The sequence below is a fragment of the Arthrobacter sp. WCS2018Hpa-7 genome, from assembly GCF_031843805.1.
Classification (GTDB): domain Bacteria; phylum Actinomycetota; class Actinomycetes; order Actinomycetales; family Micrococcaceae; genus Arthrobacter.
Genome location: NZ_JAVTJB010000007.1, coordinates 97,039 through 111,263, shown reverse-complemented (window position 1 = coordinate 111,263; position 14,225 = coordinate 97,039). Strand labels below are relative to the sequence as shown.

The 14,225-nt window shown below is 62.9% G+C and carries 14 protein-coding genes; 10 read left to right on the top strand and 4 right to left on the bottom strand.

The features are described from left to right. The first annotated feature begins 13 nt into the window (after window positions 1-13). Genes RQH14_RS10305 through RQH14_RS10295 form a run of 3 tightly spaced genes read left to right on the top strand, consistent with a single transcriptional unit; the run spans window position 14 to window position 3,873 of the window. On the top strand, window positions 14-1,630 hold the full coding sequence (locus RQH14_RS10305) for an LCP family protein (protein WP_311213161.1): 1,617 nt from the start codon (window positions 14-16) through the stop codon (window positions 1,628-1,630). A gap of 53 nt (window positions 1,631-1,683) precedes the next feature. Beyond that, window positions 1,684-2,934, top strand: a complete 1,251-nt coding sequence (gene manA, locus RQH14_RS10300; protein WP_311213160.1) for a mannose-6-phosphate isomerase, class I — start codon at window positions 1,684-1,686, stop codon at window positions 2,932-2,934. A 3-nt stretch (window positions 2,935-2,937) separates the two neighbouring features. Then, window positions 2,938-3,873, top strand: a complete 936-nt coding sequence (locus RQH14_RS10295; protein ID WP_311213159.1) for a peptidoglycan bridge formation glycyltransferase FemA/FemB family protein — start codon at window positions 2,938-2,940, stop codon at window positions 3,871-3,873. A gap of 300 nt (window positions 3,874-4,173) precedes the next feature. On the opposite strand, the gene glpX is transcribed toward RQH14_RS10295, so the two are convergent. Next, complete coding sequence (gene glpX / locus RQH14_RS10290) at window positions 4,174-5,196, bottom strand: class II fructose-bisphosphatase (protein ID WP_017198677.1); 1,023 nt, start codon at window positions 5,194-5,196, stop codon at window positions 4,174-4,176. 200 nt (window positions 5,197-5,396) lie between these two features. Here glpX and RQH14_RS10285 point away from each other — a divergent pair, with 200 nt between their 5' ends. The 5 genes from RQH14_RS10285 to RQH14_RS10265 all read left to right on the top strand — a co-directional run bounded on the left by RQH14_RS10285 (window position 5,397) and on the right by RQH14_RS10265 (window position 10,826). After that, window positions 5,397-6,098, top strand: coding sequence for a DUF4245 domain-containing protein (locus tag RQH14_RS10285; RefSeq protein WP_311213158.1), 702 nt, complete (start codon window positions 5,397-5,399; stop codon window positions 6,096-6,098). Between the two features lie 51 nt (window positions 6,099-6,149). Then, window positions 6,150-6,764: a carbonic anhydrase gene (locus tag RQH14_RS10280; protein ID WP_011774029.1), complete on the top strand. Its 615-nt coding sequence runs from the start codon at window positions 6,150-6,152 to the stop codon at window positions 6,762-6,764. Window positions 6,765-6,851: 87 nt separating this feature from the next. After that, entirely contained in the window at window positions 6,852-8,279 is a 1,428-nt protein-coding gene (locus RQH14_RS10275; RefSeq protein ID WP_311213157.1) for a class II fumarate hydratase, read from the top strand. A 187-nt stretch (window positions 8,280-8,466) separates the two neighbouring features. Beyond that, window positions 8,467-9,153, top strand: a complete 687-nt coding sequence (locus tag RQH14_RS10270) for a TetR/AcrR family transcriptional regulator (RefSeq protein WP_311213156.1) — start codon at window positions 8,467-8,469, stop codon at window positions 9,151-9,153. Further along, on the top strand, window positions 9,150-10,826 hold the full coding sequence (locus tag RQH14_RS10265) for an MDR family MFS transporter (RefSeq protein ID WP_311213155.1): 1,677 nt from the start codon (window positions 9,150-9,152) through the stop codon (window positions 10,824-10,826). Before RQH14_RS10270 ends, RQH14_RS10265 begins: the two co-directional genes overlap by 4 nt. A gap of 2 nt (window positions 10,827-10,828) precedes the next feature. Here the strand turns inward: RQH14_RS10265 and RQH14_RS10260 are convergent, their stop codons facing one another. From RQH14_RS10260 to RQH14_RS10250, 3 genes are all read right to left on the bottom strand, one after another. Continuing rightward, window positions 10,829-11,305 carry an NUDIX domain-containing protein gene (locus RQH14_RS10260; protein WP_311213154.1) on the bottom strand — a complete coding sequence of 159 codons (477 nt, stop codon included), beginning with the start codon at window positions 11,303-11,305 and terminating at the stop codon, window positions 10,829-10,831. Between the two features lie 4 nt (window positions 11,306-11,309). Beyond that, a complete protein-coding gene (locus RQH14_RS10255; RefSeq protein ID WP_311213153.1) occupies window positions 11,310-11,849 on the bottom strand; it encodes a hypothetical protein in 540 nt (179 codons plus the stop codon). Between the two features lie 122 nt (window positions 11,850-11,971). Further along, window positions 11,972-12,523: an A24 family peptidase gene (locus tag RQH14_RS10250; RefSeq protein ID WP_311213152.1), complete on the bottom strand. Its 552-nt coding sequence runs from the start codon at window positions 12,521-12,523 to the stop codon at window positions 11,972-11,974. Between the two features lie 61 nt (window positions 12,524-12,584). Here RQH14_RS10250 and RQH14_RS10245 point away from each other — a divergent pair, with 61 nt between their 5' ends. Together RQH14_RS10245 and RQH14_RS10240 are read left to right on the top strand one after the other, a co-directional pair. Continuing rightward, window positions 12,585-13,346 carry a hypothetical protein gene (locus RQH14_RS10245; RefSeq protein ID WP_311213151.1) on the top strand — a complete coding sequence of 254 codons (762 nt, stop codon included), beginning with the start codon at window positions 12,585-12,587 and terminating at the stop codon, window positions 13,344-13,346. Window positions 13,347-13,474: 128 nt separating this feature from the next. Beyond that, window positions 13,475-14,140: a GNAT family protein gene (locus RQH14_RS10240; RefSeq protein WP_311213150.1), complete on the top strand. Its 666-nt coding sequence runs from the start codon at window positions 13,475-13,477 to the stop codon at window positions 14,138-14,140. The last annotated feature ends 85 nt before the right edge of the window (window positions 14,141-14,225 follow it).

Sequence of the window (14,225 nt, the reverse complement as noted above, 5' to 3'; positions counted from 1 at the left end):
GCGGTTGACTACCATGCACAAGACTTCGAATCAGCCCGGTTCCGCCCTGACTGATCCCGTCCGCCATCCGTCCGGGGCCAGCGCCCCGGTGCGGACCAAACGCGCCTTCGTGCTGGTGCTCCTCACGCTCTTTATCCCCGGCAGCGCCCAGATTGTTGCCGGTGACCGGAAACTTGGCCGGGTGGCACTGCGCGTCACGCTCACCGTCTGGGCCCTGGCGCTGGTGACCCTGTTCATCGCGTTGGTGAACCGCACTCTGTTGCTCAGTATTTTCACCCATCCGGTTGGTTCACTCTTCATCATCGTGGTCCTCGTGGCCTTGGCGCTGGGATGGGCCTATCTGTTCCTCAACACCTTGCGGATCATCAGGCCGGCCCTGCTGGCTCCAGGGATGCGGCCCATCATTGCCGTGGTCCTGGCAGCCTCAACGGTGCTTGCCAGTGGCTCGCTGGGTTACATCGCCTACGTCCTGAACGTCAGCCGGAACGCCATCGGCAGTATCTTCAATGCCGGCCCTGCGATCGATCCCGTGGACGGCCGTTACAACTTCCTCATGATGGGTGGCGACGCCGGGGATGACAGGACGGGGCGCCGCCCGGACAGCCTCTCCGTTATCAGTGTCGACGCCAAGACTGGCGAGAGCGCCATCATCTCCGTCCCCCGCAACCTTCAGAACGCCCAGTTCAGCGAAGGCTCACCCATGCGTGAGATCTACCCTGAGGGCTACAACTGCGGTGACGAATGCCTTATCAACGCCGTCAATACCGAGGTCACCAACAACTACCAGAACCTCTACCCGGGCGTTGCCGATCCTGGCGCCCAGGCTACCTTGGAGGCGGTCTCCGGCACGCTCGGAATCACCGTCCAGGCCTACGTCCTGGTGGATATGGATGGCTTCGCCAAACTCATCGACGCCATGGGCGGCATCCGCATCAAGGCCGGCGGCTGGGTTCCCATCAGTGGTCCCGTGACTGATGAAGCCAACGGGATCCACGGCATGCCGGACGGCTGGATCCCGGCCGGTGACCAGCACCTGGATGGCTTCCATGCCCTCTGGTACGGCCGCTCCCGCGAATTCGTGGACGACTACGCCCGCATTGCCCGCCAGCAGTGCGTTCAGCAGGCCATGCTCAAGCAACTGGATCCGGCCACCCTCCTGACCAAGTTCGAGGACATCGCCAACGCCGGCACCAAGGTTGTTGATTCCAATATTTCTTCCAACCAGCTGGGCAGCTTCGTGGACCTCGCCCTGAAGTCCAAGAACCAGCCCGTCAAGCGGCTCACCATCGGCCCTCCGGACTTCGACGCATCCTTCTCCACGGTGCCGGACTTCGACCTCATCCACTCCAAGGTCCAGGAAGTCCTGGCGTCGTCCAACGCGCCCAAGGCGGATGACGCCGTCGTGACCCCCAACGGCGCTGCCGCCGGCACCATCGTGGCGGCTGGGCCAGTTGCAGGGGGCCTTCCCGCAAGCCAGCTTCCCTCGCCGTCGGCCGATTTCACCCCGGTGACCACCACACCGGACGGTACTCCCATCACCATCGAACTCCTGAACGGCCTCAAGGCCCAGGGCGATGAGCAAGGCATCCGGGATCTCGTAGCCACCAACGGACAGTGCGCACCGCTGTAAGCGTGCAGGTCCCCTCCACCCCACGTCCAGCGCAACGATAAGGACTTTCTTTCGTGTACCAGATTGAGAATGTTTTGCGACCCTACGCGTGGGGTTCGACGACGGCGATCGCAGACTTGCTGGGGCGGCCGGCCTCAGGTGGCCCCGAAGCCGAACTGTGGATCGGCGCCCACCCGGACTCCCCCTCCACAGCCCTTCACCCCAACGGCGTAACCCAGCCCCTGAACGCATTGATCGAGTCCGATCCCCAGCGGTTCCTGGGATCGGAGAGCCTGGCCGAGTTCGGACCGCGGCTGCCGTTCCTCACCAAGTTGCTGGCAGCGGAACAGCCGTTGTCGCTGCAGGTGCACCCCAGCCTGGAACAGGCACAGGAAGGCTTTGCCCGGGAGAACGCAGCCGGCATCTCCCCCGACGCGGCGGATCGCAACTACCGCGACAACAACCACAAACCGGAGATGATCTTTCCGCTCACTCCGTTCAGGGCGCTGTGTGGTTTCCGCTCCCCTGCTGATTCGCGAAGCATCTTTAAGCACCTGGCACAGGTCCTCGATTCAGCGGCGGTGGAAATCCCGGCCATCATCCAGGACGTCATCTCCGATCTCACCGACAAGGACGAAACTACTGCCCTCAAGGCTGCTTTCAGCCGCCTGATTAAAGGTGGCAGCGACATCTCCGACGCTATCAACGAGGTAGTGGCCGTCCTGTCCGCCGGTGCTCCGCTGGAGCCGCATCGGGAAGCACTGACGGCAATGCTGGACATCAACGAGGCCTTCCCGGGCGATCCCGGCGTCCTCAACTCACTTCTCCTCAACCACCTCACCCTGGAGCCCGGCGAGGTGGTGTACCTGCCTGCGGGAAACATTCACGCCTACCTTCATGGGCTGGGCGTGGAAGTCATGGCTTCTTCCGACAACGTGCTTCGAGGCGGGCTCACCCCCAAGCATGTGGACGTTCCGGAATTGCTGAAGACGGTCCGGTTCGAAGCCCTCGGCGTGCCGCGCGTCGAAGCGAGTGGCACCGAATTCGGGCAGGAGCTCTACCGGCCGCCCTTCAAGGAATTCCAGCTGCAGCGCATTGAACTTCGCCCGGGTGCCGAGCCGGTTCCCCTGGCGCAAACCGGACCGGCCGTCGTCGTGGTCGTATCCGGTTCGGTGCTGCTTGACTCGCCCAAGAGCGACCTCCGCCTCCAGCGCGGCGCGGCCGCCTTCATCCCCGATCTCGAGGCACCCGTGAACGTCCATCCTGTCCAGGGAGCCACCGAAACCAGCATCGCCTTTGCCGTCACCACAGGGCTGGGGAACTGATCCATGGAGTTTTTCCTGCAAACCCCTGCGTGGGCTGCTGTCCAGCGTTCCCTGGGCCGCCGTGTCCACGAACAGTCCGGTCCGGGCTGGAGCTTCCTCGCCATTGAGGAGAAGAACCCCGCCGGCAAGGTCATCTACGCCCCCTACGGTCCTGTGGCAGAATCCGTTGAAGCGTTCGATGCCGCCACTGCTGCCCTGGTGGTTTTGGCCACGAAGGAACATGCAGTCTTCGTCCGGATGGAACCTGCAGCGGCCGGTTTTTCAGCTTCCGACGCCGGCCCCCTCCTTCGCGCGCGCGGCTTGCGGCCCGCGCCGGTCAACCAGCAGCCTGAGCTCAGCTGGATCGTGGACCTCGACGGTGATTTCAAGGACGTCCTGGCAGGCATGAAGCCGACCAACCGGAACCTGTACCGGAACATCCACAAAAAGGGTGTGACCTTCAGGGCTTCGCAGGATCCCGCCGACATCTCGGTCCTCCTGCACTTCCTCCACCTGACCGCCGCCCGCAATGGCTTCAAACCCCAAAGCGATGAGTACCTCACACAGGTGGCTGCGTCATTGCTGCCCTCCGGCGCCGGAACACTGTTCATAGCGGAGTTGGAAGGGGAACCCATCGCTGCTGCCTTCGCCTACGACTCCGATGACACCCGTGTCTACGCCCATGCGGCCTTGGACGACACCCATCGCAAGCTCAGCGCGGGCATCCCCCTCCTGGTGACACTCATGGCTGATGCCAAGGAGAAGGGTTTGAAGCATGTGGACCTCTGGGGCGTGGCGCCCGAGGACCGGCCGGACCACAAGTGGGCCGGGTTCACGGCGTTCAAGAAGTCCTTCGGCGGCCGAGAAGTCTCCTACCCCGGCACCTGGGACCTACCGGTCAACAAACTCCGCTACGGTGCCTACCAACTAGCGAGAAGCCTCCGGGACAAGCTCCGCTAAGCCGTTCGCGCTCAAATCGTCGCGTACCGCCACCACCCACTTTGAGCCCGTCCGGCCCCCGGCACACCCTGCTTCCCGGCGCGCCCCGAGGACTGCGCAATCAAAGTAGGTGGCGAAGGAACACCCCGGCTTAATGCCCCACCCCATCTAAATCGCGCCAACCGGAGCCGCGTAAGCAAACGTGCCCGGACAGCGAAAAGCGCCCTGTCGCGTCAGCGGCATCAAATCGACGAGGTACGAGGAGATAGCCGCAGAGCGATAGGGCGCTTTTCGCGTCAAAGACGCGACAGCAACGGGGGGCTACGGCTTGCGCGCGTACGTCTCCCACTTGGATGCGTGGTGCTCGGCCTCAACAAAGCGGACCGTCCCAGACTTGGAGCGCATCACGATGGACTGCGTCATAACGCGGTCCTTCTGGTAGCGCACGCCGTGGAGGAGGTCGCCGTCGGTGATGCCGGTGGCTGCGAAGTAGCAGTTGTCCGAGGTGACGAGGTCGTTGGTGGACAGGACGCGGTCGAGGTCGTGTCCGGCGTCGATGGCTTTCTGCTTCTCTTCGTCCGACGTCGGCCACAGGCGGCCCTGGATGACGCCACCGAGCGACTTGATGGCACACGCTGCAACGATGCCTTCCGGGGTGCCACCGATACCCATGAGGGCGTCAACACCGGTGCCGGAGCGGGCTGCGGCGATGGCCCCGGCGACGTCGCCGTCCATGATGAACTTGGTGCGTGCACCGGCTTCGCGGATTTCCTCCACGAGGGGGCGGTGGCGGTCGCGGTCCAGGATCATGACGTTGAGCTGGTTGACCTTGACGCCCTTGGCCTTGGCAATGAGGTGCAGGTTCTGCTTGACCGGCAGGCGAAGGTCCACCATGTCGGCAGCTTCAGGACCGGTAACGAGCTTCTCCATGTAGAACACGGCGGAGGGGTCGAACATGGATCCGCGCTCAGCAACTGCCAGCACCGCGAGGGCGTTGTTGATGCCGAGGGCGGTCAGGCGGGTTCCGTCGATGGGGTCGACGGCGACGTCGCACTCGGGACCGGTGCCGTCACCTACCTGCTCGCCGTTGAACAGCATGGGGGCTTCATCTTTTTCGCCTTCACCGATGACCACAACGCCGTTGAAGTGGACAGTGTGAAGGAACGAACGCATGGCATCGACGGCGGCGCCGTCTGCCTTATTCTTGTCACCGAATCCTACCCAGTGGCCACCGGCAATTGCCGCGGCCTCGGTGACACGGACGAGTTCAAGCGCAAGGTTGCGGTCGGGTTCGTCGAGGCCGACGGCGAGCGACGGCGAAATCGTGGAATACTGCTGGGTCATTGGTGCAGGAGACACTTGAACCTCTTCTTCGAGTGACGATTCACGGGACCGGACATGGTTGCGCTGGGCAACCCGGGGTTCCTCTATCAACGATCATAGTCGCCACGTGGTCCCGGAGTCGTTGGATGACCACAGCCCCCGATACCGGTGGTGAGGTTCCCGGATGTGTGTTCCCCGTCGGGATAAGGGATCATGGACAGGTGAGTGAAACGCAGGACAAGCCCGCAGCCGAGAACCAATCGGACGCTGCAGCGGCCAGCCAAAACGATGCCCAGGCCATCCCGGATGCCCCCTACAAACCCGTCATTGCGGCGAAAGCTGCCAAGCGGGCCAATGCGTCGGTCATTGGCATGGTCATTGCGCTGCTCGTCTGCGTGTTGGCTTTCCTCCCCATCGTTTTGATGAACCCGGCTCCCAAGGGCGAGGGCTTCAGGCCCGATGTCGACGTGGCAGCCGTCGCCCGCAACGCCACAGGTGTGGCAGGATTCACACCGGTGACCCCGGATACGGGCGACACATTCAAGCCCAACTACGCCCGGTGGGAATCAGGCACGGGAAGTGGCGTCCCCACTTGGGAAATTGGGTTCCTGACCCCCAAGGAGGCCTTTATTGGCCTCACCCAGACCACCCAGGCCAACCCCACCTGGGTTTTGCAGCAGACGGAGAACCTGCCCGTCACCGGCACTCGCAACGCCGGCGGCCAGGACTGGGAGCTGCGGGACTCCGGCAAGGAGAAGCGCAGCATGGTCCTGGAGTACCGGGGTACCACCATCATCTTGAGCGGCACCGCGAGCCTGGACGAGTTCGCAACGCTCGCTGCCGCCGTCGTGAAGTCTGCAGAGCAGGCGGCGCCGGCAAGTGCGCCCGCCTCGGCCCCTGCTTCGACGCAACCGTCCGCTTAACCCTCGCAACAGTTTCACGGACTGCCCTGTCTGCGTCGTAAAGTAAGGCTCGTGCCTACTTACCTGACCCCAGCCCTGGCGTGGCGCCGTCTCCGCGAGGGCAACGAACGTTTTGTTTCCGGCGAATCCCTGCACCCCAACCAGGATGCTTCGCGACGATCCTCACTCATTGAGAACCAGAATCCGTTTGCTGTCATCTTCGGCTGCTCGGATTCACGGCTGGCCGCCGAAATCATCTTTGACTTGGGCCTCGGTGACGCCTTCGTGGTCCGCACCGCCGGCCAGGTCATTGACGATGCCGTGCTTGGCTCCCTCGAGTACAGCATCAGCGAACTCCGGGTTCCGCTGATTGTGATCCTGGGCCATGACAGCTGTGGCGCAGTGAAGGCCACCAAGGCTGCGGTGGAAACGGGCGAGATGCCTCCCGGCTTCATCCGTGACCTTGTGGAGCGCATCACGCCCTCGGTACTGACGGCCAAGCGCAACAGCCAGGAAGACGTCAACGACATGGTGGTGGAGCACGTCAAGCAGACCGCCGCCCGCCTGGCTGACAGCTCCCGTGTGATTTCCGACGCCATCGACGACGGCCGGGTGGCTGTCATTGGCCTGTCCTACAAGCTCGATGAGGGCCGTGCGGCCCTCGTTTCCGGGATCGGCAAGCTCTAGGAGCGCGTGCTCCGGCCTCGGCGCCGGAGCACGTAGCACTCCCCTCCGGGTTTTTTGTGCGGCGTCCAATCGCCCTAAGCTAGCCCCATGACTTCCACCACTGAGTTCCGTATTGAACATGACACGATGGGCGAAGTTCGCGTCCCCGTGAACGCCCTGTACCGCGCCCAGACGCAGCGTGCTGTGGAGAACTTCCCGATCTCCGGCAAGACGCTTGAGCGCACCCACATCGAAGCCCTGGCCCGCGTCAAGAAGGCCGCTGCACTGGCGAACGCCGAACTGGGGGTGCTCGATGGTGAGCTCGCCGAGGCTATCGCCGCTGCCGCCGATGAGGTAGCCACCGGCAAGTACGACGGCGACTTCCCCATCGACGTCTTCCAGACCGGTTCGGGCACTTCCTCCAACATGAACACCAACGAGGTCATTGCCGAGCTGGCATCGCGCGCCCTCGCAACCGCCGGGAGTGACAAAGTTGTCCACCCGAACGATCACGTGAACGCTTCGCAGTCCTCCAACGACGTCTTCCCGACGTCCGTGCACGTCGCCGCTACGTCGGCCTTGATCAACGACCTGATCCCGGCCCTCGAGTACCTGGCTGCTTCCCTTGACCGCAAGGCCGTGGAGTTCAAGGACGTCGTCAAGTCCGGCCGTACCCACCTCATGGATGCAACACCTGTCATGCTGGGCCAGGAGTTCGGCGGCTACGCTGCGCAGGTACGTTACGGCATCGAGCGCATCAACGCAGCACTCCCCCGCGTTGCCGAGGTTCCCCTGGGCGGCACCGCCGTGGGCACCGGCATCAACACCCCTGCCGGCTTCCCGGAGCGCGTCATTGAACTGCTCGCAGCCGACACCGGCCTGCCGCTGACCGAGGCCCGCGACCACTTCGAAGCACAGGCTAACCGCGACGGCCTCATCGAGGGTTCCAGCCAGCTCCGCAACATTGCGATCTCCTTCATGAAGATCAACAACGACCTCCGCTGGATGGGTTCTGGCCCCAACACCGGTCTCGGCGAAATCGCCATTCCGGACCTTCAGCCCGGCTCCTCGATCATGCCTGGCAAGGTCAACCCGGTTATCTGCGAAGCGTCCATCATGGTCTGCGCCCAGGTCATCGGCAACGACACCGCCATCGCCTGGTCCGGCACCAACGGCGCCTTCGAGCTCAACGTCGGCATCCCCGTCATGGCCGCCAACCTCCTGGAGTCCATCCGCCTGCTGGCCAACACCAGCCGCGTCATGGCTGACAAGATGATCGACGGCATCACCGCCAACGTGGAGCGTGCACGCTTCCTGGCCGAGGCTTCCCCGTCCATCGTCACCCCGCTGAACAAGTTCATCGGGTACGAAAACGCTGCCAAGATCGCCAAGATCGCTGTCAAGGAAGGCCTGACCATCCGCCAGGCCACCGAGAAGCTCGGCTTCGTCGGCGAGGGCGAAGGCAAGGTCACTGAGGCCGAGCTCGACAAAGCCCTGGACGTCACCACCATGACGGCACCGGCACACAAGGCCTGACTCCTGGTCTAAAAACTCAACAGCACGACGACGGCCGGTACCTTTTTTCGAAAAGGTGCCGGCCGTCGTCGTCCCCCGGAGTTTTTGCACAGCAGATGCCCCTAAGACCCTCCCTCAAGGGCATCTGCTGTACAAGAACTTCCTACTCTTTTTGCACTTTACAGCTTAGAGTGCAAAACTTTACTTTGTGAGCAATAGTGCAAATATCGACGGCGGCCTCCGCGAGCGCAAGCGGGCTGCCACGCGGACGGCAATCACCGCCGTCGCGCGTTCCCTGACCGCTGAGCATGGCCTCAGCGGTTTCACTGTTGAGGAAGTCTGCGAAGCGGCGGGGATTTCGCGCCGAACGTTCTTCAACTACTTCCATTCCAAAGAAGACGCTGTGATCGGCTCCTTCTCGGATGAGTTGCCCGCAGACGCCTTGGAGTCGTTCAACCAGAACTCTGCACGCACGCCGGACAGCATCTCCGGGACTCTTCTGGCAGCTCTGCATGTACTCACCGTGACCCTGATGGAGCGTTCGTCCATCAGCCGCACCGAGGTCCAACAGTTCATCGCCGCCATCACAGCTGAACCGCAACTTCTGGCACGCCTGACGCTGGAAGGGGAAGCCCGGGAACGGCAATTCGCTGCTCTGGTGGCCGCCCGCGAAGGGCTGGATCCTGAGCATCCCGAAGTCATGACTGCGACGGCGTTGTTCGGGGCGGTCTCGAAGAAGGCAGCCCAGCAGTTTTTCTCGGAGCAGAACACCCGCCCGTACCGCGGGATCCTCGAACAGAACCTCAACGCCGCACGGAAACTCTTTGCCCAGCCACTGGCCACGAACCAGCAATTGGGCCCCAACCCCCTTGAAACCTCGAAGGACCCCGCATGAGTACACTCTCGAAGGCAGCAGAACCGCTGTTGCTGACCCAGAAACGCATCTGGATCATCTTCTCGGCGCTGATCGCAGGCATGCTCCTGTCCAGCCTCGACCAGACCATCGTCTCCACCGCCATGCCCACCATCGTGGGCAAGCTCGGCGGGGTGGAGCACCAGGCCTGGATCACCACGGCCTACCTCCTTGCCACCACCATCGTGATGCCCATCTACGGCAAGTTTGGTGACATCCTGGGGCGCCGCAACCTGTTCCTCATTGCCATTGCCCTGTTCACGCTCGCGTCCGTGGGCTGCGCCTTCGCCACCGATTTCTGGGGCTTCGTCATCTTCCGTGCCATCCAGGGCTTGGGCGGCGGTGGCCTCATGATCCTGTCGCAGGCCATCATCGCGGACATCGTTCCGGCCAAGGAACGCGGCAAGTACATGGGCCCGCTGGGCGCCATCTTCGGTCTCTCCGCTGTGGCCGGACCGCTGCTGGGCGGGTTCTTCGTGGACCACCTCACGTGGGAGTGGGCTTTCTACATCAACATCCCCATTGGCATCGCGGCGTTCATCACCGCGTGGTTCACCCTGACCCTGCCCAACAAGAAGGCCGAAAAAAAGATCGACATCCTGGGTGTCCTGTTCCTCTCCGCAGCCACCACGTGCCTCATCTTCTTCACCGACTTCGGTGGCAAGAAGGATGAGGGCTGGGACTCGCCGCTTACCTGGGCGTTCGGCGCCGGCATGGTCCTGGCTGCCTTCGCCTTTGTGATGGTTGAACGCCGGGCCGAGGATCCCATCATTCCCCTGAGCCTGTTCAAGAACCCCATCTTCATCAACGCAACGGCTATCGGCTTCACGCTGGGCCTGGGCATGTTCGCTGCCATCGCTTTTGTCCCGACGTTCCTGCAGATGTCCTCGGGCACCTCGGCGGCTGAGTCGGGCCTGCTGATGCTCCCCATGATGGTTGGCCTGATGGGTACGTCCATCTACTCCGGTATCCGGATTTCCAAGACCGGTAAGTACAAGATGTACCCCATCCTCGGTGCGGCCCTGACCATCGCGGCGATGTTGTGGCTGACCACTCTCGCAGCCTCCACGCCCATCTGGGTGATCTGTGTCCAGCTCTTCATCTTCGGCGCAGGCCTGGGCCTGATCATGCAGGTCATCGTCCTGGTTGTGCAGAACTCTGTTCCGGCTGACCAGATCGGCACGGCCACCAGCACCAACAACTACTTCCGTGAGGTAGGTGCATCGCTGGGCGTCGCAGTCTTCGGTGCGATCTTCACCAACCGCTTGTCCGAATCGTTGACCGAGGCCTTCACCGGCGCCGGCGCGTCTGCCGAGCAGGCTTCGCAGTCCACCAGCACGTTGGATCCGCAGGCATTGTCACAGCTCCCTGAGCAGTTGCGGGACGCGATCGTCAACGCTTACGCCAATTCCCTCGCGCCCGTGTTCTGGTACTTGGTGCCGTTCATTGCCATCGCTCTGATCCTGGCCATCACGCTCAAGCAGATCCCTCTCTCCGACACTGCAGGAATGGTGGCACGCGGTGAGGCTGTGGGCGGTGAGGAAGCTGACCGCCTTGAGGCCGAGCGACTCGAGACCGCGCGTTTGGAAGCGGAACTTGAAGCTTCGGATGGCGTTGACAAGGACCGCCCAACAGCCGATGCGGGACGTCGGTAACGCTAGTCCTCCACTTGGTACGCCACGGGGCCTTCGGGCTCCGTGGCAAGCCTGATGGCTTCAAGGTTTCCGGCGCTCATCTCCGGAAGGTCATCCAACCCGAACCATCCCACGGCGAGCGATTCGTCGTCGTTGACCTGGGCTTCCCCGGAGACGTAGCGGCACCGGAAGGTGATGTCCAGGAAGTCGCAGACGTCGCCGTTGGGGAAGGTCACCGGCCCCACAACCCCGACGCCGATGATCCGTTCAGTCTCGGCCACCACCGCCGTTTCTTCGAAGATTTCCCGTACGAGCCCAGGTGCTGGATGCTCCCCCGGTTCCAACATGCCGGTGATCAGTGCCCAATGACCGTTGTCGGCACGCTGGCCCAACAACACCCTGCCTTCGTCGTCTAGGACCACTCCCCGCACGGCCGGCAGCCAGAGAGGATCGTTGCCGATCTTTTCCCGCAGTTTCAGCACGAACTCTGGTGCACCCATGGTGTCAGCTTTCCTTCAATTCGATCGTGGCATGTGAGTTCTTCAAGGTGAGGGTGTCGCCGTCGAGCTTCCACTGCACGGGCTGCTCAAAGAGCTCCTCTGTCCAGGCCTGATAGCTGGCGGTTGACCCCTCGCAGCCTTTGTCAGTGGCGACCCTCCAAAGCGGTGTCAGGACATCATCGCCTACCGAAACTGTCACCTGCAGCCAGTTGCATGGTGTCGTAACGTACAAGATCCATTCACCATTCACCTGCGACGAACTGATCTCCAGCGGTTCCGTTCCGAGCCACGCCACGTCTCCCGTGTCGTCGGTTCCCCGCAGGGACGTGAACTCGGAACAGCCCAACGGTCCTCCTTCGCAGGGAGTTTCCTGCCCTCGCGTGGGGTAGGGCTGTTCGGTAGTGCCGGGCTGATGCGTAGTACCCTGCTGGCTGCTGGACAGGGCCGCTTGGTCAGGACTGTGGATGGCCTGCCCGCATCCGGTCAGCAGCAGCGCAAAGAAAAGGCAGGCTCCCAGCATGAGCTTCAACCTGATCCGTCCCACAGCGCCCTCCTGCTGCCTTCAAGCACATCCAAACACTCGCTGGGCTAAGCATGCCGCAGCACGGTGAACGCGAAAATACGGGCACGGTTGCAGTTCGGCCGCAGTTGGCGCGGTGGGAAGACTCATGCGGGTATCAGCACCATGGCAGCTGCCGCCCCCGCCAACATGAACGGACCAAAAGGAATGGCCGAACGCAGGGTACCGCGGCGAGACATCAGGATGGCCAGGCTCCACAGTCCGCCCAGAATGAAAGCGGCGAATGTCCCCGCGAACACGTGGCTCCACCCCAGGTACCCCAAGTAGAGGCCCAGGACACCCGCCAACTTGACGTCACCAAAGCCCATGCCGGGCGGGTGGATGAGCCTCAACACGAAGTAGAAGAGCCATAGCACAGCGCCTCCCGCGAGGACCCTGAGTCCGGGCACAGCGAACAGGTCCGCAAACAGGTGACGGTCCGGACCGGCATCGGCGAAGAATGTCAGGAGCGATGCCGCCAGCAACAACGCCCCTGCCACGGCGTACGACGGAAACACAATGCGGTTGGGCAACAGGTGGCTCCGCACGTCTATCACCGTGAGCCGAACAGCCATCACCACGAAGTACAGGCACGCGGCCATCACCAGCCAGAAGCCCAGCGGGCTGGCGTCCCAGAGGTCGGAGAGTCGTCGGATCACCCTCGGATGCTATCCCGCTTTGGCCGCAGGGCACGCTTGAATGGCTAGGTAAACTGTGGATATGGGGAGCTACAGCGCAAGAGGACAGGGATTCGACTTGTCCTCCACATTCCGGAATCTTTGCCGTTCTTCGCCGTGGAAATGGACGAGCCTCCGCTTCGAATACCTGGAACGGCCCGGGACGGGCGCCACCATGGTCCGCGCATGGCTGAGGCGGCCGGGCGCTCTTCGCCTGGAAACACCGGACGGCCAATTGCTGCACAGCACCACGGGCATCAACGACTCCCGGGATGATCTGTACGTGTCCTCAACACGCCGCTCATGGTTGCTTCCGGCCCATCTGGTGACACCCGTTTACGACGACGCCGGTTTGGTCAGGCGGCGTCCAGAGGCTGCCTACGGTGAGCCCTCCTTCGGCAACGGCCGACTTGCCGCTGCCCTGGATCCCGTGGAACTAGCCGGCAACGCGCCGGTTCCCCTCGAATTCCCGGACACGAACCGCGTCTTCCTGGAGGAACCCCGGGAAGTGGACCACGAAGGCCGCCTCGCGTTGGAAACCATCGTCACCCGCAGCAGGACCTATGTTCCCTCGGATCCTGCCGAGCCTTTGGCCCACACCGGACGAACGTTGATCAGGATCGACGCCGGCACAGGGGTTTGCGTTGCCAGCCAAAGCCTCGACGGGGACTCGTCGGGAAAAGGACATTGGCTGAAGATCCTGGCCGTGGACGAGTACATGCTGGACGACCTTTTCCTGGCTGAGTCCATGAACCTCACGGACGTTCGACGCCACATCCCGTGGGACATCGGCCCGGCCGCCTGAGCGCCCGCCCCTCGCCGAGGAGCGAGCTCTCGGCAGTATCGAAGCTCCAAAGTCCCGAGACCCAACCCCTCGACGAGCTTCTTGCGACGTGACTCGCATGGCTCCCGCCGCCGGGCTAAGCTACGGCGATGACATCGCTGGCAGACATCTGGCCCCCGTTCGGACTTACCCTCACCACCCCGAGGTTGATCATCCGCCCAGTTTTCGACGACGACATCCCGGCCGCCGTCGCCGCGGCGCGTTCAGGTGTCCACGAGCCCGGCAAGAGCCCGTTCAGCACCCCGTGGACCGATCTCCCGGACAATGAACTCGCTCCCAATATGGCCCAGTGGTACTGGCGCTGCCGCGCCAACTTCACCAAGGAATCCTGGACCCTCCTCCTGGCGGTCTGGAATGACAACGAGTTCCTCGGCGTCCAGGACATCGGCGCCAAGAACTTCAACACCTTGAAAACAGTCGGCACTGGCTCCTGGCTCAAGCAGTCCGCCCAAGGGCAAGGGTTCGGCAAGGAGATGCGGGCCGCCGTCGTCAGCTATGCCTTTGATTACCTGGGCGCCGAAGTAGCCGAGTCCGAGGCTGCCTCCTGGAATCAACAGTCGCTGGGCGTCTCCACCAGCCTTGGTTACGAACCCAACGGCATCTTCCGCGATGGCTGGGGAGACTCAGTCCAGGAAGTCCACAAAGTCCGCCTCACGCCAAGCACCTTCAAACGCCCGGACTGGACCCTCAAAGTCCAAGGCCACGAAGCCTTCTCCTCCTACCTCGGAATCGGACAACGTCCGGGGGGTGGCTGAAAGGCGAAGGCCAGGCATCCGGCAGCGTGCGTCAGAAGCGAGGAACGAGCTAGCACGCAGAGGATGTCTGGCCTTCGCCTTAGGC